Genomic DNA, 25,982 nt, shown 5'->3' with positions numbered 1-25,982 from the left:
GAAAGTTTATTAATAATACATACAGGATATCGAAAACGCCACATTTCGATCAAAAAAGGGGCATACGCCCCTTAGCAATTAACGTTTTTGCCAATTTCCCATTCTGGGAGTCAGTGGCTTCCAAGACTCAAACCAACGTCAGCTATGCTTGTTTTGGTTGAATGCGAGCGTAAAATATCCCCTGAACTTTCACTTCTTCTGGCTCATCAGCACCTAAGTCAGTATCTGAGGGTTGTTCACTTATGAATGTACCAGCAATTTCCCCACTCTCCCTATCTACTTGAGCTATGCGCAGCTCAATGGTGCCTTCGCCCACATCTGCGCTCTTAACATTGGCAAACTCTTGGCTATCCGCTTGAGATGGCAAAGCAACCGAATTATCATAACCACTAGCCAGACCTCGACCTTTGGGATCTAGGAAAACAGCACCCCGATAAGAGGGGACGTAGAAATCGCCAACAAAGTCGGTGGAAGCATTGATACTCTCCAAACCAGGCTCAGTTGTGGCAACCAATTTTTTAATGGTGAACAGGAATGGGACTTGCTCACCTCCAGGCAACTGAATAGTGATGGGTTGGAAATCTATACCATCCTTTTCCAAAAACTTCAGACTACCATCTTTTTGAAAAACTAAGTCTCCTCGCACTTGAACCAAGCTAGAGGTATAACGGGTCAATAATTTGCCGGGAAGATATTCTGCCTCTTTGCGCTTAGTTCCTTCTTCCTTGACAAAGAAGGTGGTTGGCTGTACGCACATATCGACAATCTCATAGGACTGGTCGGGGTCTACAGGAATAGCACCCCGAGTCATTTCTGACAGCTGTGGACAGTTATTCGCTAAACCAGTATTTTTAATCTGGTCATAGGTCAGTCCTTCGATACTTTCCAAGCTTGCTATATCTGGAGAACAGGAAGCTGTAAAGACCCCCAGACATAACGCCAGGAAGGCACAAATCAAAGCACGATACTTCATAGTCAATCTCAATCGTCAATAATCAGATCTAAAAATGTATGTTAGGTTGGTTCTGGAATTGGGTTGCTGGTGCAATAGGAGTTAAACAGCTGCTGCCCTCTAGGCATTGACCAGTATTATCCACAATTCACACCACACCCATGTTATAAGTCGGGCTACACACAAACTATCGGGAAGCTTGTTATTTGGTTGAACTACTGCCATTGGGGCATAGGGCATGCAAAAATGGCACCGATTCCGTGAGCCTCAGCTGTTCTTTAGAGCATTGTACACGGGAAGAGCCGCCTTTACTGCGACAGTTATTTGATGGAATGGATCGGGATAAAGATTTGGATTCAGAGCAATTACAGGCTAAATTACTAGAGATTACCGCTGATATTCGTTCTTTGGCAAAGAATTACCAAGGTGATAACTTAGCGCTGTTGGCTATACTCAGGGGTTTAGAGGAAGTCCATGGCGAGATTCGAGACGGGTTCTTTCAAGCCTCATTGCCCGATACTCGCCAGAAACTATATGATTTGCTAAAGGATATTGAAGAAAAGGGTGGTTGGCCCTACATTGAACGCATGAATCTAATCTCTGTACTTAAGAAGCTGCCTTAGTCAGCCCGACCTAAGCAGGATATCAGCAACGACCACTAGGAAACTGTTGCCCTTGTCGGGGGATGATTGATCGAGATTTAGAACAGAGGGAAGAGTCCGCAAGAGGGGTAAAACCTGACTATATCCCGCTTACATTTAGGAAAAACTTTGGTTGCTGAGCAACTCATCAGTGCTAGCCAATGGTCCAACGTCAATGGTGGTAGCCAATACACCCACTGGACAAAATCCCGAAAGAGTGACTTAAGTTAAGTAATTACTATCAGTACTACTAGATGACGACAAAATGGCGACACAAGCCAGCTCAGGCTTTGGCGGGTCACCAAGACACTAACTCTTTCCAATGCTAGGATTTTGCCGTCAGAGTATTAAAATTTAAGTAACTATATACTACTATTATGGCGATTGCCGGAGATTCAATTAAATTTGGGACAGACGGCTGGCGAGGTATCATTGCCGCCGATTTTACCTTCGAGCGCTTGGCAATAGTTGCCCCTGTTGCTGCTCAAGTTCTGGCAGATGCTTATGGGGAAACCACGGGTAGCCAAACGATTATAGTGGGTCATGACCGACGCTTCATGGCAGAAGACTTTGCCAAAAAAACCGCAGAGGTGGTTCAAGCTGCTGGTTTTGATGTCTTACTATCTAACAGTTATGCTCCTACACCAGCATTCAGTTGGGCAGCCAAGTCCCAAAATGCTTTGGGAGCTTTGGTAATTACTGCTAGTCATAATCCTGGCAATTACCTAGGCTTAAAAGTGAAAGGAGCGTTTGGTGGATCAGTTCCTCTAGAAATAACTAAACAGATTGAAGCCAAACTTTCTCAAGCACCAGCTACACCTAAGAAAGAGGGGAGTATAAAGACCTTTGACCCATGGTCAAGTTACTGTGATGCTTTAAGACAAAAGGTTGATATTGCCCTGATTCAACAGCTGATTAGTCAGCAGAAACTGACTGTATTTGCCCATGTCATGAATGGTGCAGCAGCAGGAGGCTTGAACAAGATTCTTGGGGTACCCATTATCGAAATTAAGGCCGAACGGGATCCCTTATTTGGTGGCAAATCCCCAGAACCTTTACCCGGTTATCTGTCTGAGCTATTTGAAGCGCTCCAGAATCACCAGCGTCAACCGGGTGTTGAATTAGCGGTTGGGTTGGCATTTGATGGGGATAGCGATCGCATTGCAGCCGCTGATGGTGAGGGCAATTTCCTTAGCCCCCAAATCCTGATTCCTATCCTGATTGAACATCTAGCATCACGACGTAACTTTAGTGGTGAAGTGGTCAAAACTCTTAGTGGTTCTGACCTAATTCCTAGAGTGGCAGCACTGTATAATTTGCCAGTTTATGAGACTGCTATCGGTTATAAGTATATTGCTGACCGGATGTTATCCACTCCTGCTTTGCTAGGGGGTGAGGAATCCGGAGGCATTGGCTATGGCAACCATATTCCTGAGCGAGATGCTCTATTATCAGCACTGTATATATTAGAAGCGATCGCTAAATCTGGAAAAGACTTAAGTGAACTCTACAAGAGTCTGCAAGAGCAAACTGGCTATGCTTCTGCCTATGACCGGATCGATTTACATCTATCGGGGATGGAAGTGCGATCGCGTATACAAGAACAATTACAAACCGAGCCTCTCCAAGAAATTAATGGTCAGGCAGTGGTGGATTGCCAAACCACAGATGGGTACAAATTCCGTTTAGCTAACGACAGCTGGTTGCTGATTCGCTTTAGTGGCACTGAACCCTTATTGCGACTCTACTGTGAAGCCGCTACCCTTGAACAGGTAACTCAAACCTTAAACTGGGCTAAAGATTGGGCCAGTAAGTTTTAGAGTTAAATTTGGGATTAATGTTGGATTTTGGATTGGCTAGTTTTGGTTGGGTTATTGAAAATCTGGGCTTTGGTGAGTAAGATCGCAATCGGGCATTAAACGCTGCTTGAGCTGTATCGAACTGACTCTGATTGCTAGTTAACCTTTCATCAAACAGAAAAACAACAAACTAGGGTTAGCCACTTAATTTATTGAGTGGACAGCGAGTGCGCCGGGATAAATCCAGGCAATTGTGTTAGAATAGAATGGTAAGTAGGGACAAGGTTGGTCACGTTTATATTTTGCTAGTACGGTGAAATTCCGGCCAGGAAGAGACGGGGTATATCCTACGACTATGGTACAGGCAAGTAACGCAGCAAAAAGTAGTGATTTATTGCCCTAATTTGTTGGTACAACCACTCCGAAAGCTAGTTAAATTGAAAGTAAATCCACAGGTTAACTGTTTGAGTTAATCCGAGGGAGGTAGGGCAGTGTTGAGTCTGCCAAACTATATAGACTAGGTTACTCTAGGCTTTAGTATAGTAAGCGTCGTGGAGCGCGGTTTCAACCCGCGTAACGACATCAGCTTAGAATCCCTGTGTTTTCAAACCAGGGAGAACTCAAAATCTGACCTTGTTGCTTTGAGTAATCCAAAATCCCAACATCAAACCCCAAATTTGCTGCCAAAATTGCTGGTTGTAGCTACAGGCAATCCTGGTAAGCTGCAGGAGATGCAGACATACCTAGATTCTTTGGACTGGGAATTGCAGTTAAAGCCACCAGAGCTAGAGATTGAAGAAACTGGAGATACATTTACTGCCAATGCTTGTCTGAAGGCATCAGTAGTAGCCCAGGCAACTGGGCAATGGGCAATTGCTGATGATTCCGGTTTGCAAGTCGATGCCCTAGATGGTGCTCCAGGGATTTATTCTGCACGCTATGGCAAAACCGACCAAGAGCGAATTGAGCGGCTACTGGGGGAGCTAGGTTTGGAAGTGAATCGGCAAGCCCAGTTTGTTTGTGTAGTGGCGATTGCTCGTCCAGATGGTGCGATCGCTCTCCAAGCGGAAGGGATTTGTCGGGGGGAAATTTTGCCAGCTCCTCGGGGAACTGGTGGCTTTGGCTACGACCCAATTTTTTTGGTTCCAGAGCAGGGGTTAACCTTTGCTGAGATGGAGCCTCAGATGAAGCGATCTTGCTCTCATCGTGGCAAGGCTTTTGAATTACTACTACCTCAGTTGAAACAGCTATCTTAACTAGCGTGGCTAAAACCGTCAACTCCCTATAAAAATCGACTGAGGCACGCTAACTCGGTAAACCGTGCCTCAGCTCCCTTGGTATATTGGTATATAGGGTATTTAGACCGCTTCTAGATTTTTTTCCCCAGTACGAATTCTGACCACCTGATCGACGGGGCTAATGAAAATTTTACCGTCGCCAATTTCACCGGTGCGAGCTGCAGCGATCACTTTGTCTACGACCATATCGACTTGATCGTCTTCTACAACAATTTCCACTTTGAGTTTTTGTAGGAATTCAACCGTGTACTCTGAACCGCGATAACGTTCAGTCTGACCTTTCTGGCGTCCAAAGCCTCGAACCTCAGACACTGTCATTCCGACAATGCCAGCGTTGACTAGGGCAATTTTGACTTCGTCCAGCTTAAATGGCCGGATGATGGCTTCTACTTTTTTCAAGTTCCTAACTCCTCAGTTGTTCTGCTATTCATTTGTTATATGAATAGCATGACACTTTATCTGACTGTGGATGTGGAAATTTTTCTAAATGCTGATAGGGTGACTCTGAGGTGTTGATATCGATTCATCAACCGCGAAGACGACTGGGTTTTCTGTATTTATCTATTTATTAGCTGCACAGGTAATTGGTGACTGCCCACCGACTCATGCTCCCCTGCTTTTCTGCCGCACGCATCCTTCCCGTCTTTGCCGTTTATTTACTTAACTATACCTTGAGCCTGTGGCAAAATTGAGGTAGGCCCATCTATTCACCATTCCCAGCATGACCGCAAGCACACCCACCCTGGCAACCAAATACGAACCCAAAACCACCGAAGCCAAGTGGCAAAAATACTGGGAAGAAAACCAAGTTTTCAAAGCTGACCCCAATCACCAGGGTGAACCCTATTGCGTTGTTATCCCCCCACCTAACGTTACTGGGAAGTTGCACATGGGTCACGCCTTCGAGAGTGCTCTGATTGATACCCTCGTCCGTTACCACCGGATGACAGGACGCAATACCCTGTGGCTACCGGGAACTGACCACGCTAGTATTGCTGTACAAACCATTCTCGATAGACAGCTAGAAGCTGAAGGCAAAACCCGCTATGACTTGGGACGGGAAAAGTTTCTTGAACTGGCTTGGGAGTGGAAGGAAGAATCAGGTGGCACCATCGTTAACCAGCTGAGGCGTTTGGGGGTTTCGGTGGATTGGTCCCGGGAACGGTTCACTATGGATGAAGGCTTATCGAAAGCGGTAATTGAAGCCTTTGTCCAACTTTATGATCAGGGACTGATTTACCGGGGCGAATATATGGTCAACTGGTGTCCAGCTTCCCAATCCGCTGTCTCAGATTTGGAAGTGGAAAATAAGGAAGTAGATGGGCATTTGTGGCATTTTCGATATCCCCTTACTGATAGCAATGGTTTTGTGGAAGTAGCTACGACTAGACCAGAAACTATGTTGGGAGATACGGCGGTTGCAGTTAATCCTAATGATGAACGCTACCAGGATTTAATTGGTAAAACTCTAACCTTGCCAATTATGGGACGAGAAATTCCGATTATTGCTGATGAGTTGGTTGATCCAGGGTTTGGCACCGGTTGTGTCAAGGTAACTCCTGCCCATGACCCTAATGACTTTCAAATGGGTCAGCGTCATAATCTGCCATTCATTAACATCATGAATAAGAATGGCACGTTAAATGAAAAGGCTGGCCCTTTCCAAGGACAAGACCGGTTTGAAGCCCGGAAAAATGTGGTGAAGCAGCTGGAAGCAGAAGAGCTGTTGGTTAAGGTAGAGGACTACAAACATACGGTACCCTATAGCGATCGCGGAAAGGTTCCTGTTGAACCCCTAATCTCAACGCAATGGTTTGTCAAAATTCGCCCCCTAGCTGACCGAGCCCTAGAGTCTCTTGACCAGCACCATTCACCAGTATTTATCCCGGAACGTTGGACTAAGGTTTACCGAGATTGGCTGGTGAAATTAAAAGACTGGTGCATCTCCCGCCAACTCTGGTGGGGACACCAAATCCCGGCTTGGTATGTGGTAAGTGAAACCAATGGCACAATCACTAGCGAGACTCCGTTTATTGTGGCTCACCATGAAGCAGAGGCTAAGAAGAAAGCAATAGCAAAATTTGGAGAAAATGTCAAGCTAGAGCAAGACTCAGATGTGCTGGATACCTGGTTTTCTTCAGGATTGTGGCCATTCTCGACTATGGGGTGGCCTGAGGAGACCAAGGATTTGAAGACTTACTATCCCACTACCACCCTGGTAACAGGTTTTGACATCATTTTCTTCTGGGTTGCCCGCATGACCATGATGGCAGGACATTTTACGGGTCAAATGCCGTTTAAGAGTGTTTACATCCACGGGCTAGTGCGGGATGAGAACAATAAGAAAATGTCTAAGTCGGCTAATAATGGTATTGACCCCTTAATCCTGATTGACAAGTATGGTACGGATGCCGTGCGCTATACTTTGGTTCGGGAAGTGGCAGGTGCAGGTCAAGATATCCGATTAGAGTATGACCGCAAGACGGATGAGTCAGCTTCTGTAGAAGCATCCCGCAATTTTGCCAATAAACTGTGGAATGCAGCCCGGTTTGTAATGCTAAACCTTGATGGTAAGACTCCCGAAGAGTTGGGTCAACCAACAGTAGAGGCATTGGAATTATGCGATCGCTGGATTCTTTCCCGTTTTCATCAAGTGGTGCGTCAAACTAGGGATTATCTAGATGGTTATGGCTTGGGAGAAGCGGCTAAGGGACTTTATGAGTTCATCTGGGGTGATTTTTGTGATTGGTACATTGAACTGGTTAAATCTAGGCTGCGTCAGGATGCCAATTCTGCGTCGCGGGTTGTGGCACAGCAAACTCTAGCTTGCGTTTTAGAGGGTATCCTAAAGCTACTCCATCCATTCATGCCCCATATCACTGAAGAAATCTGGCACACCTTGACCCAGAAATCTGGGGAGGTGTTGGCGCTACAACCTTATCCTATAGAGTACCTAGATGGTCAAACTGGGGAAGAGGAACTACAGACAACGGACAGCGAACTGCTAACCGATAATACATCCGATTATCCTGATGCCCAATCACCGAGGTCAGGAACATCTTTGTCTAAGGAAAAGGAAATCTCTAAGCAAAGTGTAGCTGTATTGTTTAAAGTGCGAGAAATTTCTAGGAAGTTGTTCGAGGACTACAAAGAACCGATAATCGCAGCAGGGTTGGTTGTCGGAGGAATTATTGCCCTGAATATCCTCACAGCCTTCGTGGGTGCGCTCAATCGCATTTCCTTAGTCTCAACTAGTTTAGAACTGATTGGTCTAGGATATGCCATTTGGTTTGTTTCCCGTTATGTGCTCAAGGCTGAAAATCGTCAAGAGTTATCTCAAAAAATTCAATCCATCAAAGCAGAAATTGTTGGCCAGGAAGACACTCAGCAATCTTCGGAATTGAAGGAAATCGAGTCCAAAATGGGGATTATTGATGGAAATATCAAACAGGGAAAAGATATTAAAGATATAGAAGATATCAAAGATATAGAAGAGGGAGACGTTAAAATAGACCATGACCTTTCGTCAATAGGCAATACCCACTCTTCAATATCCCCAAGTTCTCTAATTGACTCAGAACTAGAGCAAAGGTTTGAGCTGCTGATTGGTACAATCCGTACTATCCGCAACCTCCGGGCTGAGGCAGAGATTAAACCAGGGGTGACCGCACCTGTTATTCTGCAAAGCAGCAACAGTGACGAACGTCAAATTTTGGAGGCGGGTCTTGCCTATATCAAAGACTTAGGTAAGGTCAATCAATTAACCATCACTCCAGCCTTGGACAAAGAGGTTAAAAATACCATGGCGGGTGTAGTCGGTACTGTCCAGGTGCTAATTCCCCTAACTGGTGTGGTGGATGTGGATGCTCTACGGGCTAAGTTAGAAAAGAAGTTACGTAAAGTAGAGGCGGAAGTCAAATCCTTGTCTGGGCGTCTGGGTAATAAGAACTTTGTGAGTAAAGCTCCAGAAGCTGTGGTTAAGGGTGCTCAAGAGGCTTTAGCTGAGGCTAAAAAGCAAGAGTCTATTTTACGCGATCGCTTAAATAGACTTTAAACAAATTTCAATCAAACCGATAATGCTACACCTAGCTCAAGTTCAAGACAATGATGATTTTGGCGGGCTCCAATTGCAACTACTTGCCCGCCAAAACTCTGATCAATTCTGGGAAGTCATTGAGCCAAGACCTGTGGCGTTTAGTAATTCCCAAGCTTTTAAAGAAGGTTGCTTAGTCTTAATCGATCTGGCTGAAACTCAAGAGGTGATCACTATTCAATCTGCCACCGATTGGGTGTTAGATTTAGTCAAGAAGTATTTAACAGCTGAGGTTAAGTCTACCTTTTTAGAGGAAGAAATGAAACGGGCTGAACAATGGCGGCAAGAGCTAACCTTGAAAAGCCAAGGGTTAGATATCCGCGATTTAGAAGTAGAAGCACGTCGCGAAAAAATTGAAGCCTTAGCAGAAAACTTGAAATTGGAAAAGCAACAGCTGGAGCAAAAGGTAGCCCAATTGGAGGCTCAAATTGATGAAGCTGGTAATGAGTAAAGGGAATAGGGAATAGGGAGTAGGGAATAGGGAATAGGGAATAGGGAATAGGGAATAGGGAATAGGGAGTAGGGAATAGGGAAACAGAAATATGTATTAACCGTTACTTCGACTTTTATAACCAGGAAACTAAAAAAGTAATTTGTCAAGTAATTCGTAGTCATCCCCCATTATACCCGTGAGGGTTAACGGGGGATGACGATACTACCAAAACATCCTGAAATGTTAGAGCCTCCCTTTTCTTGCATAGAGGGTGAAACTCAGAGACTGGATTTATCCAGTCGTGTCCATCTCTTTTCTTATCCAATTTTCCAGAAATTCCCCAACACTAGTATTTGACTCTTTAGCTGACAATTGAAGCCACTTCCACGCAGCCCCGGTAAGCCAAACTGTATGGGGCTTTTTTAGTTCATCATGATGTACGGGTATCCCCCTCATCCTTTTTTTTGTTTTCCGCTCATTTGTTGTTGACATGTTTAGAACCAACGTCTATACTGAAGGTATTCTAACAAACCAAGGAGGTGATGACAAATGTATAGGACGGTTTCAGTAAGAGCTGACTTCTCAGACGAGGATAAAGCTTTCTGGGTGTTCCAATGTGAAAATGCTAACAACTTATGGAATTGTGCGACTTATTATTCTAAACAAAAGCATTACAAATGGTTAGAACAGCAACCAGAAGCTTATACAACTTATTGGAAAGATGAAATTCTGCGTTATGGCTGGAAAACTTACAAGTGCAGCACCAAATACGCAGAACTTTGTAGAGAACTGAAAGATAACCCACATTACAAGGCCATGGCCGCTCAGTCGGCACAACAAACCCTTAAATCTGTAGCCGAGTCAATCACAAGTTATAACCAACTTGTCGGTCTATACTACAAAGGCCAAGTAGATAGACCAAAACTTCTTAGGTACCGAAAGAAAGGGGGATTGGCTGCTGTTACTTTTCCTAGACAGGCTCTCACTTACAAAGAAGGTCTGTTTTGTCCGTCAATAAGTAAAGAAAGCAAACCAGATCTGCTTACTAAAATTACTTTGCAAGCTCCAGATTTCATTGATCCAGATTGGGTCAATGAAGTAACTGTTCGCCCATATCTGGGGCAGCTGTGGATCGATTGGGTAATTGATGACGGAAAGAAACCGGTAGAGAGTAACCCAAATCTTGATTACTCACAGGCATGGAGTTTTGATCACGGTGGCGATAATTGGCTGACCGGAGTTTCGACCCACGGAAAAAGCCTAATCATTGATGGTCGTAAGCTTAAATCAATGAACCAAGGGTATGCTCGTTTGGTTGCAAAGTATAAAACTGGTAAGCCCGAGTTTTATTGGGATTCCAATCTCGATCGTGTCCAACGGAAACGAAACAACCAGATGCGAGATGCAATTAATAAAGCCGCCAGGTTTATTATTAACCGTTGTCTTAGTGATCGCGTAGGAAACTTGATAATTGGCTGGAACGAACGCCAAAAAGATTCAATCAATATAGGAAAGCGGGGCAATCAGAACTTTGTAGTTATCCCAACAAAAAGATTAATCAATAGACTTGAACAACTTTGCCCTGAATATGGGATTAAGCTGACAATTACCGAAGAAGCGTACACCAGTAAAGCGTCTTGCCTAGACAAAGACAGCCTTCCAAATTATGGTGAAAAACCCAAGAACTGGAAACCGTCAGGGAAAAGAGTGAAGCGTGGATTGTACAAAACTTCTTCTGGGTGCCTGATTAACGCTGATTGTAATGGAGCGACTAACATCGCTAGAAAAGTAGCCACACAGCTAGGTATTGATCTAGCCAAGGTGAGTAGGGAATTTTTGACAGTTCCACATCGATATGACATTTTCAAATCCCTGAAAAAATCATATCGAACGAGGTTGTTACGTAGCACGGTTTCAACCTGCCACGTAACAACCTCGTAGAATCCCCCGTGTTTCAACCGGGGGAGATGTCAACAATGAATTTGACTCAAAATATACCGCAAGCGGTCATAATCATCCTTAAGTAAGACACTCAAGGTTCGTCCGGCCTTGACTAACCAGTCGCGGTCAGTCTGACGAAGACGATAAACTTCCCTAATCACAGCTGCTGTCAGTGGGTCTACTGGGGCACCATTGACTTCCAAAAGTGTTCGCAAAAAATCCAACTGTTCACTAAAGTGAATAACCTCTGATGGTTCACACTGGTAGACAGGTTGATGAATTTGCGGTGGACGGGGTGGAAGATACTGATAGACTCGACCGTGATGGTTGCTAAAACCATTAACACCCTCTTCGGAAGACATAAACCCAACGATGGCAGCACGAAACTCAGTTTTGAGCATGGCAAAAATCTGAGGCTGCTGCTCACGTAATTCTGCCAGTGACAATCCTAAAGCTGTTGCTCGATGAACCGAGTCAATCGGGCTAGTCGTAGCATAATAAACTACAGCAAAAATTTGATTACCTGACTCATCATCTACAGATTTTACCCAGCTGCCAAAGGGAGGCATGACCGGAAAGCTTAGATCTTCTGGCTCTAAACATTGAGCTAGAAATTCTGTAGTTGCTGTTTCAATCACCTCAGCAAGGTGATGTTCTGAGCGATTGCTGGGAGTAAACTGGGGTAAGGGAAGGCGCATGGTTTAGGGATTAGTCATGATTAGTGATTAGTCATTAGTTATTGATCTCTTTGATCTATCCCTGTCCACTAACCCTTTTTACCAATTTTTGGTTTCACCTCTTCGATTTCCGACAGCTGAAACGTTACTAATTTATCCCAGTTACCTCCTTCAAACAGCACAGCTGCTTTACCATCACTAACCCGCTGTACTAGCCCCTCAAAGCGATAATAGGTATCGTCTACATTAATTACGCGAACTATAGAACCTGGAAAAATCATGAGTGCCTAAAAACTTAGATTTCCTTTACTAGGATAGGAGCTATTGGACTTATTAGTCATCCAGTATCTTATAACCCATAACTCATTGAAACTTCAATCGCTGTCGATAATTGGCCACTGCTTGGGCTAACCCTAGGCCAAGAAAGTTGGTTAGTAGGGCTGAACGACCGTAACTGAGTAAAGGTAGAGGAATTCCTGTGATGGGAGCTAAGCCAATAGTCATCCCAATGTTGATCACGGTTTGAAACACAATCATTGAGAGCACGCCAATTGTTACCAGAGAGCCAAAGTTGTCTTTAGCATTCTGAGCAATCAGCACCAAGCGTAGGCACAACCACCACAAGGCTAATAAAATACACAAGCAACCTACAAAGCCTAGTTCTTCACCAATGGCTGAGAAAATGAAGTCAGTATGCTGTTCCGGGATAAAGTGGAGTTGAGTTTGAGTTCCCTGGTTGAGTCCCCTTCCCCAAAGTTGACCAGCACCGATACCAATCCGAGACTGAATTAGGTGATACCCTCCTCCTAGAGGGTCTAGATCGGGGTTTAAAAAGAGCGTTAATCGGTCTTTTTGATAGTCCTTCAAAAGATTCCAGAAGACTTTTCCTAAAGGTCCGACAACTAGGTTAACAACCAGGGTACCCAAGGCTCCCAACCAGCGCCAAGGGAGACTGAGGAAGGCAATCAGTGTAATCACAGCAGCCCAGGTATACCATGCAGGTGAAGATATACTGAAGACAATGGCTGACACCAGAGGGGAAATCAACACGACCAACCAGGCGGGATTGGCATTTGCCCAGTAAAGCATACTCAAGGTAATTGCCCCAAACACCAAGGATGTTCCGAGATCAGGCTGCCCAAACACTAATGCCCAAGGTAATATAGTGACTGCTAAAGCTGCTATTACTGCTGGAATGGTAGTAGCTGGTCGTTTGTGCAAGATGGCAGCTAGAGTAATAATCAACCCGATCTTGGCAAATTCTGAGGGTTGAACATTAAACCCTCCAATGGTAACCCAACGCTGAGCACCTTTAGCACTAGCACCGATCATCATTACAGCAATTAAGGACAGATTAGTGATCCCGTAAATTAACCAATGCCATTGGATCAGGGATTGATAGCGAGATCGGGAAATGAATAGAGCGAAGAACAATCCAATACTACCAATGAGCAAGTGGGAGAGCCAGTAGTTTTCAGGATTGTCGATGGCTGCAGAGCGAATCATCACTGCCCCAAAGAGGGTCAGCCCCACAGTCAGGAATAACAGTTGCCAGTCTAATTCCTGCCAGGGGGCCCAAAACAGCCGCCAACGAATACTATTTCTAATTCTAAATTTATTAAATTTATTAATTTGTACCATCAGTTATGAGGTATGAGCTATAGCAAAGGGAACAGGGAATAGGGAATAGGGAATAGGGAACAGGGAGCAGGGAGCAGGGAGTAGAGAATAAAAATTCTCACAATTTATTTAGGGTTCCTATATTAGCTATGAGCTATTAGGTATTAACCCTGAGAAAATTGTTAATGGTGATTTTCCATTTTCTATTTTTGAGTTATGCCTTTGTTAATTAGAAAGGGCAGCAATGGAAACTTTGGCAGCAATCTGAGATGCGATCGCTACCAGTGCTTTAGCGGAGGCTGACTCTGGATTCCCCACAGCGATGGGCAATCCTTGATCTCCTCCCTGCCGTAGGGAAATTTCTAGGGGAATACAACCGAGCAAGGGAATACCTAGTTCTTTTGATGTTTTTTCACCTCCTCCAGAGCCAAACAGGTCATACTGACGATCGGGCAAGTCTGGTGGGATAAAGTAACTCATATTTTCTATGATTCCCAACACGGGGACTCCCATTTGCTCGAACATTTTCAACCCTCGGCGGGAGTCTAACAGAGCCACATTTTGGGGTGTTGTTACAATTACGGCTCCTGCCATCGGTACTGCTTGGGCTAAGGTTAGCTGAGCATCCCCAGTTCCTGGTGGCATATCCACAATCAGATAGTCCAATTCACCCCACTCTACCTGATAGAGGAACTGGCGAATAATCCCATTTAACATTGGTCCGCGCCAAATAACTGGCTGGTCTGGATCAATTAGAAATCCCATGGACACTAGCTTGACACCGTGGTTGAAGGCTGGCTCGATCACATCCCCCTGTTTTCCTTTCTGAACCATCACTTTGGCATCAGCTAATCCCAGCATAGCTGGAGCATTGGGACCATAGATATCAGCGTCTAGGAGACCGACTTTAGCCCCCAACTGAGCCAAAGCAACTGCCACATTTACCGCAACAGTACTCTTACCGACGCCCCCCTTACCACTGGAAATGGCTAAAATATTTTTTACCCCCTCAATACCAGTGCGGTCAGGCAGGGATTTTTGCTGAGGTGTTTCAGCGGTAACATTGACTACTACCTCTTCTACTCCCGATAGCTGTTTTACTGCCTTCTGGCAATCCTCTACAATAAATTCCCGCAAGGGACAGGCTGGGGTGGTCAACACTAAGGTAAAACTGACTGTACCGTTGTCAACCTTGACATTGCGGATCATATTTAATTCCACCAAACTCTTCTGGAGTTCGGGGTCTTGTACTGGTCGTAATACGTCTAAAACTGAATTTGTATCAAGCATGACAGATAGGCGGGCATAGCGTGTGTGAGCTAAGGCCACGAGTTAGGGGCTACGGTTAGATTGTAGAGCTTTTACGAGGCGCAGTGATTCCCAATCAGACTAAGAAAATAGACCATTGAGGCGATCGTTACCAACTGTCTCCAACTATTTTTGATTATTTTTATATTTGACTCACAGCCTAACCCTTAAGGGGGGTTAGGGGTAATTCCTACTCCCTGAAAACTGAAAACTATGTACTTAATAAAATCGTAAACCCCGATAAAATCTCATGTCAATCAATACTATAGCGTTAATTATACTTATTAAGTACATTCAAGTTTATTATCCCTGTCTTGATGCAGTCGGTGATGGGTGAAACTCCTTCATGTCATAGAACCTGTCACTACTCCCTACTCCCTAAAACCCACCGGCTTAAGTACCTCATGGGATTGATACATACTATAGGTGTTGCCCCCCAGTTGATAGTGAAGAGAAACTATCGCCGAGGCCGACTTAAAATTTTGTAAAACTACAACTATCCCTTGTGATAGCTAGATTACAGCCCGATCGAAATCGCAAAAGTGCTCAAAAATTTTGTCGCTTGCACAAACTATGTTATTCTACAAGAGGTCTAAATGCTAGGGATAAATATGGACTTAACGAGAGACCTCTTAAAGGAAGTTGTCTGGTGGAGCTGTGCTCCCAGTCCGGTCTCTGATCACGATGATTCCGATTATCCTGATCAACCATCCCTAGCCAAAATAAAGGAGTTCGACTTTGGAAAACAATGTTGTCATGGGGTTTATCACCCGATGATGACTAAAATTTTTCCAACTCTTCCGCACTAGAGGTTTCTCTTGATAGGAGTTGGGCTGATAACTACTTTCTAGCCCTCTAGACATCAGAGATGTCAAAAGTTGTCAACAACAAGAGGTATTTATTTTGAAGACAACCATTGCTGAACCCAAAAGTGCCAAGGCAGTTAATAGTTTTGATGCGATCAAGGAAGCCCACAAGCTTTCTGGAAAGGCTGAAGATATCAAGCAATACTACGATCAATGGTCAAGGGCCTATGACCAAGATGTTGAGAATGAAGACTATTGTGGTCCGGATTACATTGCTGCCTATTTGGATTTGTTACCCAAGCAGGATGGCAAGTTTTTGAATTTACGGAATCCGGAAATCGAAATTTTAGATGCAGGCTGTGGGACAGGCCTTGTCGGTATGGCGTTACGTCGCAAAGGCTATCAAAATGTTGATGGGTTTGATTTGTCCCATGGCATGGTTGAAGAAGCTGAAAAAACCCAGGCTTATCGCAATTTAACCGGGGGATGCGATATGACTAAACCCATCGAAACCTACCCGGATAATCGCTATGATGCTGCGATTAGTTGCGGAGTTTTCACCCTTGGTCATGTGCCTCCCACAGCCCTCGAAGAAATGATTCGCTTTACTAAGCCGGGGGGATTAGTGGTTGTGAGTACTCGTAAAAGTTATTACGACAGCACAGATTTTCAAGAGGTTTGCGATCAACTCCAAGCTGAAAACAAGGCCAAGCTTGTCAGCTCCATTATTGACGGCCCTTACATTGCTGAAGAAGGTGCTCACTACTGGGCTTTTAGGGTTTGCTAAAGGCTGAATGGTAAGCGCAGCAGCATAGGTGGCGAAGCCGGTAGGTTGGGTTGAACAATGAAACCCAACATGATCGCCTTAGTGGGACTTAAACGATAAAAAGACAAAAATTAGGGTATAATGTATGATAGAAGAACGTTTCACGTCGAAATTGCCCCCATGAGAGAAACTAGCCCCTCTGCGATGCCCCCGAGCTAAAGAAAAATGGTGCAAGCGTTTCGATGATTGCTTCAAAACGAAGGCTCAAAAAACCGGGTTTAGACACGCTCATTGGGGGATTATTAGGGGAAAGTGAGAGGAAAAACCTGACACAGATGGCTGATAACGCGATTGGAGTAGTTTATAACCGATTACACCATTTCTTAACCGATGCCCCTTGGTCAGGGAGTCAAATCAATGAACGCCGTTTAGAGTTGATGAACAAATGTTCTCTTTCCTCGGATCAGTCGGGGATTTGCATTGATTTTGGACGACTCAGGACTCGCGAAAAAGTGGTAACTTGACGCTTCGGAGTGGGAAGGCAATATATCGGAGAAATCGGAAAGACAGACAATGGAATAGTCTTAGTAACAACCCATCTTTACGATGGCAAAAAAAGCTTACCATTAGACCATTAGTTGTATCAACACGCGACTTCCTTACCCAATGGAAATAAAGATGAAGAATTTAAGAAGAAGCCCGATTTAGGGATAGAGTTAATTGACCGGAGTTTAGCCCGAGGATATCGTCCGGGAATCGTCCTAATTGATGCGGGGTATGGCAATAACACAACCTTGTCTTGATGCAGTCGCTCATGGGGGAAACCCCCAAGACCGCGCTGCATCGCTTCTGAAGAAACTGGAAGAAAGGAATCTAAAGTATTTAGGAGGAGTGGCAAAAAATGCGCCAAAGGCGCACGCTACGCGAACGGAAATTAATTATAAAAAATGAGTTAAATATTGAGATAGAAATACGTATAGACGAATTAGCAAAAAGCCTATCCAAAGAGGAGTTTGAGGAAGTTGAACTCAACGAACGATAAATCGAAAACCGTTTGGGTGGCAACAGTGAAGGCTCAGATATCTGGTCTAGAAGGAGAAAGGACAATGGCTATCGTAATGAATGCTAGTTCTTGGGAAGAAGCAACAGACATTGATTATTTGAGCACCAATGTTGATTCAGATAAAGTAACAAAACAGTGGGGAGTAATGACCTACTCTCAAAGAAATTGGGTGGAAGTATTTTATCGGGAAGCAAAGGGTTGGCTAGGGTTGAAAGAATACCAAGTCAGGGATAAAATAAGTCTAGTTCGCCATTTGATACTAGTATTTTGTGCCTACACTTTTATTCTTTGGCATAAGTTAACTGGGGGATTACGAAGGCGATGGGCGTTCCAAACCTTGGCCAAAGGCCACGCTACGCGAATGAATACTTTTACAGAAGCCTTGGAGGCTTTTCGTACAGCTATGTCTTTTCGTTTCTTTGTTCGCGTAGCGTGTGCAAAGCACATATGGGTGACTCACAATCGGCAGGTGTTTGCTGCTTATAAAGCCAGTTTAGGCTTCATTTGGGGTTGATTTTTGTTTAAGTCCCACTAGAGGTTTCTCTTGATAGGAGTTGGGCTGATAACTACTTTCTAGCCCTCTAGACATCAGAGATGTCAAAAGTTGTCAACAACAAGAGGTATTTATTTTGAAGACAACCATTACTGAACCCAAAAGTGCCAAGACAGTTAATAGTTTTGATGCGACTAAGGAAGTCCACAAGCTCTCTGGAAAGGCTGACCATCTTAAGCAATACTACGATCAATGGTCAAGGGCTTATGACCAAGATGTGGAGAATGAAGACTATTGTGGCCCGGATTACATTGCTGCCTATTTGGATTTGTTACCCAAGCACGATGGTAAGTTTTTGAATTTCCCCAATCTGGAAATCGAATGTTTTTGCGAGCGACTTGATTATACCATGATATGTTAACTGTTGACACAGCTACAAGTGGTGCCCGCAGTCAAGGGGGTAAAACCTATGGAAAAGAAGCTCTGAAATTGGGTGTAGAGCAGATACTTTATGTTTTGGGTTAAGCAATCGCGGTGTATGAATAGTCATCCCCAAAGTTGACAAATTGTTAATATACCCGAATGTAAATTGCTGATTAGTGAAACTGAAAAACTAAGGAAAAAAATGTTGAAAGAACAAGTCAATCAATATACTGGCATTAGCGAATATTACGATCTTTTGATGACAGCAGGTTATTATGATTACGAAGCTCAAACCGATTCTATAGCTCACATATTAAAATCATGTAATTCTGTTCTGGAATTAGGCGTCGGAACCGGATTAGTCGCTGAAAAATTAATTGAAAAATTGCCTGAAATTGATTTTGTGGGAATTGATTTCACTGAAAGTATGTTAATCCAAGCACAAAAACGCCTGCCAAAAAACATTGATTTACGCCATGAAAATGTATTAACCATGGATTTGTGCAAAAAGTTTGATGCAGCTTTTTCCAATGGAGGAATTTGGTATTTTATTGACAACCATGAAAAAGACTATATTTTTTGTAGCCATTTACCAAAAATACAAAATATTATCAATAGTTTCCATAATGTAGCAAATCACTTGAACAATCAAGGAAGCTTAATTTTTAGTGTTCAAGGTGTTCATCAGGATTATGAATAAAGTTTACCCGATGAAATAACTTATAGTCAAAAAATATTCCCACTTCCTTATGATAAGTTTGATAAACACTATAGTTTTCATCGAAATAAAATGCTCTTGGCAAAGCAAACTTGTAAATATCAGCTCTTGCCAGAATCAATGGCTCAAATATTATTGCATGAATGTGGTTTTGAGTTTCAATATATAAGTCCCTGTAAGCAATATCATGTCTATAAGAAAGTCATCTAAGCAGGCTTAAGCTGTTCAGCATTTAGATTGGGATACCTCAATTAATAATCACAGGAAACAGGTAATAACCAATTTAAATGCACATCAGCTTATAATTAGAATATCAAAAATAAATTTTTTTTGTTTGGACATAAAAAAACATGAATAAAATAGGCTTTATAGGTGTTGGTAACATGGGAAATCCCATGGCACGAAATTTACTTGAAGCAGGTTTTTCTGTGGTTGTCCATGATTTACGTCCGGCATCAGCAGAAAACCTGATAAAAAAAGGAGCAAAATGGGCAGAATCACCAGAAGTCGTTGCTCGTCAAACAGATGCAGTGATTACAATGTTACCCAATCCTGCAGCAGTGGAAAGCGTTCTTTTGGGTGAGAAAGGACTATTAAAAAGTTTAAGTCCCAATTCAACTTGGATTGATTGTACGACCAATTCTCCCACCTCATTCCAACGAATTGCAGAAGAAGCTATTTCTGTGGGGGTTAAGGTACTGGAGGCACCCGTAACCAATGCAGTAGATGGGGCAGAAAGAGGAGAATTAATCTTTTTCGTTGGTGGTGAGCTTGAGGTATTTGAACAAGCAAAGCCTATTCTTGAACCCATGGCAGAACAAATTTTTTATGCAGGAGGTTTAGGAACGGGAAATATAACTAAGCTAATTACTAATATGCTCTGGTTTATCAATGCTTGTGCAATCGGAGAAGCACTTGTTATTGGAGAAAAAGCTGGTATTCCACTTACTAATTTATCGGAAATGATTAAAGCAAGTGCTGGCAACAGTTGGGTTGCACAGCATGATATTCCATCTATCTTTGCAGGACATTATGATCCATCCTTTACTCTTAAACTGTGTGTCAAAGATTTGCGGCTTATTGATGAACTTGCTCAACAATACAATATACCTTTAATGATGGGAAATCAAGCTAGAAGTATTTTTCAGTCTGCCCAGGCAAAATATGGTCACGACAAAGGAGAAATGTCTGTGGTTAAACTGTTAGAAGATATTGTAGGAGTATCTTTGCAAATTAATCAAGTAAGTAAGGATTAAGCTTTAAAATATAGATAATAAAGAAGGATGAATGTGACCCAATTATTGGCGCTTTCATCCAAAGCATAAAATAATAATACGTGAATTAACGACAATGGATAAAATATTAGCTCTGTGGGCATTGCCACGATCAACGTCTACTGCATTTGAGCGTATGATGCGAGAAAGAGGGGATTTTTCAGTACATGACGAACCTTTTGGGTTATCTTTTTACTACAGTCAAGAGCGTCGTAACACTACCCGTTATCCAGAAGCGGAGTTAAATCCTGAAAATAGTTTTAATTCAATCTTAGCAAAGTTAAAGCAAGAAACTGAAAATAAGCCCGTTTTTATTAAAGACATGGGCTACTATGTTACCCATATAGCTAACCCGGAGTTTTTGTCTAATTTTGAGAATACTTTTTTAATAAGAAATCCAGAAAAATCTCTGCCGTCACTTTTTAAAAATTGGCCTGATTTTACCTTAGAAGAAACTGGATATGCTGAACTAAATAGGCTGTTTGAAACATTGAATGAAATGAATGGAAAAGTTCCAATATTAATAGATTCAGATGATTTAGTCCAAAAACCTGAAGCAACGGTGAAGGCTTATTGTGAGGCTGTGGGTATCTCTTTTATTAAAGAAGCTCTAGCATGGAAAGCTAAGCCTCAACCTGAAATCAATCAATGGGAAGGTGGATGGCATGATTATACTCAATCTAGTCAAGGATTTAAAGAACGAGAAAAAAAAGATTATGCCAAAATTGAAGACCATGAACATTTAAAGCAAGCTTATGAGTTTTGTTTGCCTTACTACCAAAAGCTCTACGAACAGCGCCTTTGTATTTAATAAAAATTCATAAAAAAAGATAGATAAAAATTTTTGACATTTATCTAATTAACAAAATTCAAATACCTCAATGCTTAAAACTCACTCAGGCAACGAAGAACACAAACGCCTCTACAACATCTGCTTATAACATGGTTTTTTATATTTGAAGTATCATGGTATTTTTGCCGATTTAGTTAAACAAACCATCGACAGAAATCGTAACTTTTTCCAGTTGCCAAAGGACATTAAAGAAGACTACGGACAGGATAAACAAACCGTTTATCCCAACACGTCTAGGGGCTACGTCCCCCTTTATGGCGAAACCCTCCATGAGGATGTTGGTCCTGATCCCAAGGAACTTTTTGACCAAGGCAATCGAACATCCACCTTCAGACAAGCCGTTTACTGGCCCCAGCTTGATTCCTGATGATACTGTAGCCCCTAGTTTTGCGGCATCCCACTATCAGCTTCAAGGGGAAATTATGACTAAAATTGTTCCCCACCTTCTTAGGGCACTGGCTGTTGCTTTGAACCTTGACCCGGATTGGTTTGAGCCTTATTTTGATGATCCAATCCTGATCCATCGAACTATTTACTACCCCTCGGAAAGTGGTGTGGCAGGAAAACATACAGACAACGGTATTTTCACTGTGTTAATCCAAGAATATTTTCCCACTCCTTCCCTGCGGGTTTATACTAAAAATGCCTGGATTGATGCGGTCTGTTTAGAAGATGCTTTTGTGATTAATTTGGGGGATATGTTGCAACTTTGGACAAATGGTTTGTTTGTGAGTACTCCCCACGAAGTGATTCATACACTCTCCAGGAGTCGGATTTCGATTCCTTTCTTTGTTTATCCAGATGTCAACGCAACGTTTGAACCGATCGGAACCAATAAAAAGATCAATGCTACTGACATTATGCTGAAAAACTTTAATTCAATTTGGGTGAATAAAACAGGGGCAGGTAGGGCTAAAGAATTAAAGTAATCAGGATTTTGTAGATAAGTTATAGGGATAATAGCTGACTTGTCGCCCCCTCAGCCTTGGTTCACTGGTTGACCATACCCCCTAAACCCCACCCGCGACACCCGGTCTTCTTTTTCCCCTTCTTGTCCCCTGCTTGAGCGAACCCATGTTTTGCGAACCCACGTTTTGCGATCGCATTAATCTTTATCTGTACAATCCCATCTCAATCCTCAAATAGCTCTTTATTTCCTTAAAGGTGCTGACTTGAGTCAATTTTGATATAACCAAGACACAAAATCCCCCTCACCTTCAAAATCCAACAACCTGAGCAGGTGACAACAGGGTCAATTTCTATAGCGCTTGTCATAATCAGGAGCTAAACAGGATTTTTTCCCTCTTGCCTCTTGCCTTCCCCTCCTGGGAGGGGTTAGGGGTGGGTGCCTCTTGCCTGTTGCCTATTATCTCCTTCACCCTTGATCAAGAATTAATAGCTAGCAATTTTTGAAAATTGGTATAGGGTACCTAAATCAATTGTGATAATTTTTGATGCCATATTCCCTACTCCCTACTCCCTACTCCCTACTCCCTACTCCCTACTCCCTACTCCCTTTGCTATATAAGCTATCGTGGTGATTAAAGACTCGCAAACCAGCGACAGATTGCCATGAGAAAATTTTTGATACTGTGTCTGTTTGTAGTAGGGCTGGGTTTTGCCCTGTTTAACTTTAAAGGATTGGCAAATCAGGGGAATTTTGAGTCGATTGTGATCGACTTCCGGGAAGATATACCAGCTGCTCAACTTAATGAGCAATTGCAAGCGATCGCAAAAGAATACGAGGTTAATCCCCAACTCAATAGTGAATTTTCAGCAGCAGATCACATATATATCCTAAAGGGAGATAAACAACTGCTGAATACCCTGAAACAATCAGGACTATCCCAAGCAACAGAATATATTGAACCGAACTATACCTATAGTGCTTTCGAGGTTCCCAATGACCCTGACTATGGCAAGCAGTGGAACCTGCGCAGCATTAATGTAGAATCTGCCTGGGATGACACCAAGGGTAGTGGCGTAACAGTAGCAGTGATTGACACCGGGGTCAGCGCAGTCCCGGATTTGAAAGATACTGAATTTGTTGAAGGCTACGACTTTGTCAATGACCGGATTGAAGCATGGGATGATCAAGGTCACGGTACTCACGTAGCTGGTACCATTGCCCAATCTACCAACAATGGTTACGGTGTTGCCGGAGTTGCTTACGAAGCTACCCTGATGCCCCTGAAGGTATTGGCAGCTAATGGTGGTGGTACAGTGGCTGATATTGCAGAAGCGATTCGCTTTGCTGCTGATCATGAGGTAGATGTGATCAACATGAGTTTAGGGGGGGCTGGTGAAAGCAATCTGATGGCAGAGGCAATCGACTATGCCTATCACAAAGGTGTTGTCCTAGTGGCTGCTGCTGGTAACTCTAACCAAAATGCTGCCGCTTATCCTGCCCGCTATCCCCATGTTATTGGTGTTTCTGCCCTTGATTCCGCAGGTCTGAAAGCTCCCTACTCTAACTTTGGTGCTGGGGTAGATATCTCAGCCCCTGGTGGCAGTGAAAATGGTAAGATTTTGCAAGAGACGATTGATGGAGACACAGGCAGCCCTGTATTTGCTGGCTTCCAAGGCACCAGTATGGCATCGCCTCACGTAGCTGGTGTGGCAGCTTTAATCAAAGCTACTGGGATTCAAGACCCTGCTGATGTATTGAATGTACTCAAGCAGTCCACCCGAGCTATAGAAGATGACCCCCTAAACCACTATGGTGCTGGACAATTGGATGCTGGTGCTGCGGTTAAACTGGCTCTGAAAGGACAAATTACCTTCCAAGACTTCTTCCGCTGGTTACGGGATAACGGCTATCTCAATCCTCGCTTTTGGATTGACGGTGGTGTGATCGCCCTCTGGCCGAAGATTGCTATGGTACTAGGTTCTTACCTGCTGGCCTGGTTCTTGCGCAATTATTTTCCCTTTACTTGGAGTTGGTCTCTTGCCACTGGCTTAGTAGCCGGGAGTTCAGGATTATTCTTCCTGAAAGGTTTGTATATATTTGACTTACCCCAATGGCCCTTCCGAGTCATGGGCAGTTCGATTCCAGAATTGGGTAGCGCTATTGGCAGCAGCAGTTTTCTCAACCCTCTATTTGCCAGTGTTGTGATTCCATTTATATTAATCGCGCTACTGTTAGGACATCCGCAATGGAAGTGGTTAGCAGTTGGTTCAGCTCTCGGTGTGGCCAGTTGCCTAGCTGTGAGTGCTGTGGTTTCACCTGAGCTAATCTGGCTTGGAGGCGGGGTTTTGTCTCGGGTGTTCCTGATTGCCAATGCCTTGCTCTGTTTTGGACTAGCTTATTTAGCCGTTCAAGGGGAGAAACAATCAGCATGACGATCAGCATCACAGGCGTGATTGAGCGCAAAGACATCGGGTCAGGAGCCTGGGCACTGGTTTCTGACTCAGGGGAAACCTACGAACTCAAGGACACTCCCGCACAGTTAAAGCAATCGGGACTGAAGGTCACGGTTACAGGAGAGGTGCGAGAGGATGTGATGACCTTTGCGATGATTGGTCCGGTTTTGGAGATCAAGTCTTTTGAGTTACTTGATTGAGGATCTTATCTCTTAAAGGAAGACAATCAGGACGTAAGTATTCAGCTATCAGCTATCAGCCGTCAGCTGACGGCTGATAGCTGACATCAGGACTTACCCATCAAGACCCTTAAAGCCCGCTTTCTAGTTATAAATTAAAGGCTGAAATCCCTGTAATTATCGTCGATAAGGGGGTTTGTGCATTAGTCTTGACAAGTTAAGATGCTCCGGATCTCCCTATTTCCCGATCACCCCATCACCCATCGACCCTAGCTCCCTAAAAGCTATGGTCAAAAATCATCTACCGATGGGGTGAAATCCCAAGACTCGGTAATTACCGAGTCTTGTCAAAATCTTTACAAAAACCATAATAAAGCTCAAACAATACACCTAGAGCTTCTCCCTAAGACTGACAAACTGCTTAATACCAAGGATTAGCCACTGTTGACCTGAATTAGCAAAGTTGAGGGTCAGGCTGACTAAAATGCTCTGCAGACAGTGATGAAACCCCAAAGGAGTATCTTGGGGAAAATTTCAGATGTTAAGCTAGTTGGTAACACGCTTATCATAAGTATCGATCAACCTAACCCTAATCCTTTCTCCTGGAAACCTTACTGATTCAGTACATCCACTGCTGGGTATGAGTACCAATTACCAAAGGGGAAATTAGCTGGTTGCCAAAGCAATTTCACCTGTTTTAAGTGCTTAAGACTGTGTCTTGATGCAGTCGCTCATGGGGGAAACCACGGCAGTCGCTCATGGGGGGAACCCCCAAGACCGTAATGGTGCGTTTTCCGTAGGCGAATTAAATTCGCCACGGGTCGCACCTCTGCCTCCCCAAGACCGCTTAGGTGCCCTTGACCCGTAATTAAATTCGCCACGGGTCGCACCTCTGCATCGCTTAATCAGTTGGTGTTTAGAGGAAAAGGAGCAAGCAAACTAAATCTATAGAGATGGCTAGATATAGTTGGTAACACCTTACCACCCAGTGAAAAAAAATCCCCAGCTCACCAAAGTGAACCGGGGGTGTCAATCAGGGTGCATCTACCATTTCACTTTTCCGAGATTGGTGATAGCAATCCGGAAAAATCTGGGTAAAGTGGCACCCAAATGCTGGAATTAGGAAATTTTCTGATTCAAAACAATTAACAGAGTATGCCTTGGAAACCTTAAATAAAAAACGGCATCAATACCATGAGCCAACAAGAATTTTCCCCTAAAGGAATACTCCTCAATAAGCAAATAGTAAACAAATATTCAAGAATTTTTAAACCTTCAGCCA

General features: G+C 43.5%; 22 protein-coding genes and 2 pseudogenes. 17 read left to right on the top strand and 7 right to left on the bottom strand.

The window, feature by feature from the left end:
* Window positions 1–142: 142 nt before the first annotated feature.
* The gene (locus tag F6K51_RS03520) at window positions 143–973 is read right to left on the bottom strand and encodes a photosystem II manganese-stabilizing polypeptide (protein ID WP_293018099.1); all 831 of its coding nucleotides are present in this window, start codon (window positions 971–973) and stop codon (window positions 143–145) included.
* Between the two features lie 185 nt (window positions 974–1,158).
* On the opposite strand from F6K51_RS03520, the gene F6K51_RS03515 reads away from it, so the two are divergent.
* The 3 genes from F6K51_RS03515 (at window position 1,159) to rdgB (ending at window position 4,648) form a co-directional block, all read left to right on the top strand.
* Window positions 1,159–1,575, top strand: a complete 417-nt coding sequence (locus F6K51_RS03515; protein ID WP_229415155.1) for a hypothetical protein — start codon at window positions 1,159–1,161, stop codon at window positions 1,573–1,575.
* Window positions 1,576–1,970: 395 nt separating this feature from the next.
* On the top strand, window positions 1,971–3,413 hold the full coding sequence (locus F6K51_RS03510) for a phosphoglucomutase/phosphomannomutase family protein (RefSeq protein WP_293018098.1): 1,443 nt from the start codon (window positions 1,971–1,973) through the stop codon (window positions 3,411–3,413).
* A 620-nt stretch (window positions 3,414–4,033) separates the two neighbouring features.
* Window positions 4,034–4,648 (top strand): RdgB/HAM1 family non-canonical purine NTP pyrophosphatase, encoded by a 615-nt coding sequence (gene rdgB, locus F6K51_RS03505; protein WP_293018097.1) that lies wholly within the window; start codon window positions 4,034–4,036, stop codon window positions 4,646–4,648.
* A gap of 102 nt (window positions 4,649–4,750) precedes the next feature.
* Here the strand turns inward: rdgB and F6K51_RS03500 are convergent, their stop codons facing one another.
* The gene (locus F6K51_RS03500) at window positions 4,751–5,089 is read right to left on the bottom strand and encodes a P-II family nitrogen regulator (RefSeq protein WP_293018096.1); all 339 of its coding nucleotides are present in this window, start codon (window positions 5,087–5,089) and stop codon (window positions 4,751–4,753) included.
* 322 nt (window positions 5,090–5,411) lie between these two features.
* On the opposite strand from F6K51_RS03500, the gene F6K51_RS03495 reads away from it, so the two are divergent.
* Together F6K51_RS03495 and F6K51_RS03490 are read left to right on the top strand one after the other, a co-directional pair.
* A complete protein-coding gene (locus F6K51_RS03495; protein WP_293018094.1) occupies window positions 5,412–8,744 on the top strand; it encodes a valine--tRNA ligase in 3,333 nt (1,110 codons plus the stop codon).
* 22 nt (window positions 8,745–8,766) lie between these two features.
* Complete coding sequence (locus tag F6K51_RS03490; RefSeq protein WP_293018092.1) at window positions 8,767–9,234, top strand: hypothetical protein; 468 nt, start codon at window positions 8,767–8,769, stop codon at window positions 9,232–9,234.
* Here the strand turns inward: F6K51_RS03490 and F6K51_RS03485 are convergent.
* Window positions 9,207–9,398: a hypothetical protein gene (locus F6K51_RS03485; protein WP_293018090.1), complete on the bottom strand. Its 192-nt coding sequence runs from the start codon at window positions 9,396–9,398 to the stop codon at window positions 9,207–9,209. The two genes, F6K51_RS03490 and F6K51_RS03485, sit on opposite strands and share 28 nt — an antisense overlap.
* A gap of 367 nt (window positions 9,399–9,765) precedes the next feature.
* Here F6K51_RS03485 and F6K51_RS03480 point away from each other — a divergent pair.
* Window positions 9,766–11,146: pseudogene (locus F6K51_RS03480) on the top strand (transposase).
* 40 nt (window positions 11,147–11,186) lie between these two features.
* Here F6K51_RS03480 and F6K51_RS03475 read toward each other — a convergent pair.
* The 4 genes from F6K51_RS03475 to F6K51_RS03460 all read right to left on the bottom strand — a co-directional run bounded on the left by F6K51_RS03475 (window position 11,187) and on the right by F6K51_RS03460 (window position 14,744).
* Entirely contained in the window at window positions 11,187–11,855 is a 669-nt protein-coding gene (locus F6K51_RS03475) for an HAS-barrel domain-containing protein (protein ID WP_293018089.1), read from the bottom strand.
* A gap of 68 nt (window positions 11,856–11,923) precedes the next feature.
* Window positions 11,924–12,115 carry an NAD(P)H dehydrogenase subunit NdhS gene (locus tag F6K51_RS03470; RefSeq protein WP_044493740.1) on the bottom strand — a complete coding sequence of 64 codons (192 nt, stop codon included), beginning with the start codon at window positions 12,113–12,115 and terminating at the stop codon, window positions 11,924–11,926.
* Window positions 12,116–12,197: 82 nt separating this feature from the next.
* Entirely contained in the window at window positions 12,198–13,475 is a 1,278-nt protein-coding gene (rodA, locus tag F6K51_RS03465; protein WP_293018087.1) for a rod shape-determining protein RodA, read from the bottom strand.
* A gap of 204 nt (window positions 13,476–13,679) precedes the next feature.
* Complete coding sequence (locus F6K51_RS03460) at window positions 13,680–14,744, bottom strand: Mrp/NBP35 family ATP-binding protein (protein WP_075905658.1); 1,065 nt, start codon at window positions 14,742–14,744, stop codon at window positions 13,680–13,682.
* A 921-nt stretch (window positions 14,745–15,665) separates the two neighbouring features.
* On the opposite strand from F6K51_RS03460, the gene F6K51_RS03455 reads away from it, so the two are divergent.
* From F6K51_RS03455 to F6K51_RS03405, 11 genes and pseudogenes are all read left to right on the top strand, one after another.
* Window positions 15,666–16,355: a class I SAM-dependent methyltransferase gene (locus F6K51_RS03455; RefSeq protein WP_293018085.1), complete on the top strand. Its 690-nt coding sequence runs from the start codon at window positions 15,666–15,668 to the stop codon at window positions 16,353–16,355.
* A gap of 159 nt (window positions 16,356–16,514) precedes the next feature.
* Window positions 16,515–17,911, top strand: a pseudogene (locus F6K51_RS03450) (transposase).
* Between the two features lie 115 nt (window positions 17,912–18,026).
* Window positions 18,027–18,311 (top strand): hypothetical protein, encoded by a 285-nt coding sequence (locus tag F6K51_RS03445; RefSeq protein WP_293018083.1) that lies wholly within the window; start codon window positions 18,027–18,029, stop codon window positions 18,309–18,311.
* A gap of 204 nt (window positions 18,312–18,515) precedes the next feature.
* The gene (locus tag F6K51_RS03440; protein WP_293018081.1) at window positions 18,516–19,013 is read left to right on the top strand and encodes a class I SAM-dependent methyltransferase; all 498 of its coding nucleotides are present in this window, start codon (window positions 18,516–18,518) and stop codon (window positions 19,011–19,013) included.
* Between the two features lie 368 nt (window positions 19,014–19,381).
* Complete coding sequence (locus tag F6K51_RS03435; RefSeq protein WP_293018080.1) at window positions 19,382–20,287, top strand: NAD(P)-dependent oxidoreductase; 906 nt, start codon at window positions 19,382–19,384, stop codon at window positions 20,285–20,287.
* 94 nt (window positions 20,288–20,381) lie between these two features.
* Window positions 20,382–21,116, top strand: a complete 735-nt coding sequence (locus tag F6K51_RS03430) for a sulfotransferase family protein (RefSeq protein WP_293018079.1) — start codon at window positions 20,382–20,384, stop codon at window positions 21,114–21,116.
* A gap of 145 nt (window positions 21,117–21,261) precedes the next feature.
* A complete protein-coding gene (locus tag F6K51_RS03425; protein WP_293018077.1) occupies window positions 21,262–21,525 on the top strand; it encodes a 2-oxoglutarate and iron-dependent oxygenase domain-containing protein in 264 nt (87 codons plus the stop codon).
* A gap of 55 nt (window positions 21,526–21,580) precedes the next feature.
* Window positions 21,581–22,087 (top strand): 2OG-Fe(II) oxygenase family protein, encoded by a 507-nt coding sequence (locus tag F6K51_RS03420; RefSeq protein ID WP_293018075.1) that lies wholly within the window; start codon window positions 21,581–21,583, stop codon window positions 22,085–22,087.
* A 643-nt stretch (window positions 22,088–22,730) separates the two neighbouring features.
* Window positions 22,731–24,500: a S8 family peptidase gene (locus F6K51_RS03415; RefSeq protein WP_293018074.1), complete on the top strand. Its 1,770-nt coding sequence runs from the start codon at window positions 22,731–22,733 to the stop codon at window positions 24,498–24,500.
* Window positions 24,497–24,721, top strand: a complete 225-nt coding sequence (locus tag F6K51_RS03410) for a hypothetical protein (RefSeq protein WP_293018073.1) — start codon at window positions 24,497–24,499, stop codon at window positions 24,719–24,721. Before F6K51_RS03415 ends, F6K51_RS03410 begins: the two co-directional genes overlap by 4 nt.
* Before the next feature lie 700 nt (window positions 24,722–25,421).
* On the top strand, window positions 25,422–25,568 hold the full coding sequence (locus tag F6K51_RS03405; RefSeq protein WP_293018072.1) for a hypothetical protein: 147 nt from the start codon (window positions 25,422–25,424) through the stop codon (window positions 25,566–25,568).
* Window positions 25,569–25,982 lie beyond the last annotated feature (414 nt).

Source organism: Moorena sp. SIO3I8, from assembly GCF_010692325.1.
Taxonomy (GTDB): domain Bacteria; phylum Cyanobacteriota; class Cyanobacteriia; order Cyanobacteriales; family Coleofasciculaceae; genus Moorena.
This window is presented reverse-complemented; position numbering and strand designations above follow the sequence as displayed.

What these genes read in the sequence shown, in the direction of transcription:
- F6K51_RS03410 (WP_293018073.1), top strand. Translation starts at nt 24,497, where the DNA reads ATGACGATCAGCATCACAGGCGTGATTGAGCGCAAAGACATCGGGTCA.
- F6K51_RS03405 (WP_293018072.1), top strand. Translation starts at nt 25,422, where the DNA reads ATGCAGTCGCTCATGGGGGAAACCACGGCAGTCGCTCATGGGGGGAAC.
- F6K51_RS03440 (WP_293018081.1), top strand. Translation starts at nt 18,516, where the DNA reads ATGTTGAAAGAACAAGTCAATCAATATACTGGCATTAGCGAATATTAC.
- F6K51_RS03415 (WP_293018074.1), top strand. Translation starts at nt 22,731, where the DNA reads ATGAGAAAATTTTTGATACTGTGTCTGTTTGTAGTAGGGCTGGGTTTT.
- F6K51_RS03430 (WP_293018079.1), top strand. Translation starts at nt 20,382, where the DNA reads ATGGATAAAATATTAGCTCTGTGGGCATTGCCACGATCAACGTCTACT.
- F6K51_RS03460 (WP_075905658.1), bottom strand. Translation starts at nt 14,744, where the DNA reads ATGCTTGATACAAATTCAGTTTTAGACGTATTACGACCAGTACAAGAC.
- rodA (WP_293018087.1), bottom strand. Translation starts at nt 13,475, where the DNA reads ATGGTACAAATTAATAAATTTAATAAATTTAGAATTAGAAATAGTATT.
- F6K51_RS03485 (WP_293018090.1), bottom strand. Translation starts at nt 9,398, where the DNA reads ATGACTACGAATTACTTGACAAATTACTTTTTTAGTTTCCTGGTTATA.
- F6K51_RS03495 (WP_293018094.1), top strand. Translation starts at nt 5,412, where the DNA reads ATGACCGCAAGCACACCCACCCTGGCAACCAAATACGAACCCAAAACC.
- F6K51_RS03435 (WP_293018080.1), top strand. Translation starts at nt 19,382, where the DNA reads ATGAATAAAATAGGCTTTATAGGTGTTGGTAACATGGGAAATCCCATG.
- F6K51_RS03520 (WP_293018099.1), bottom strand. Translation starts at nt 973, where the DNA reads ATGAAGTATCGTGCTTTGATTTGTGCCTTCCTGGCGTTATGTCTGGGG.
- F6K51_RS03475 (WP_293018089.1), bottom strand. Translation starts at nt 11,855, where the DNA reads ATGCGCCTTCCCTTACCCCAGTTTACTCCCAGCAATCGCTCAGAACAT.
- F6K51_RS03420 (WP_293018075.1), top strand. Translation starts at nt 21,581, where the DNA reads ATGACTAAAATTGTTCCCCACCTTCTTAGGGCACTGGCTGTTGCTTTG.
- F6K51_RS03490 (WP_293018092.1), top strand. Translation starts at nt 8,767, where the DNA reads ATGCTACACCTAGCTCAAGTTCAAGACAATGATGATTTTGGCGGGCTC.
- F6K51_RS03510 (WP_293018098.1), top strand. Translation starts at nt 1,971, where the DNA reads ATGGCGATTGCCGGAGATTCAATTAAATTTGGGACAGACGGCTGGCGA.
- F6K51_RS03470 (WP_044493740.1), bottom strand. Translation starts at nt 12,115, where the DNA reads ATGATTTTTCCAGGTTCTATAGTTCGCGTAATTAATGTAGACGATACC.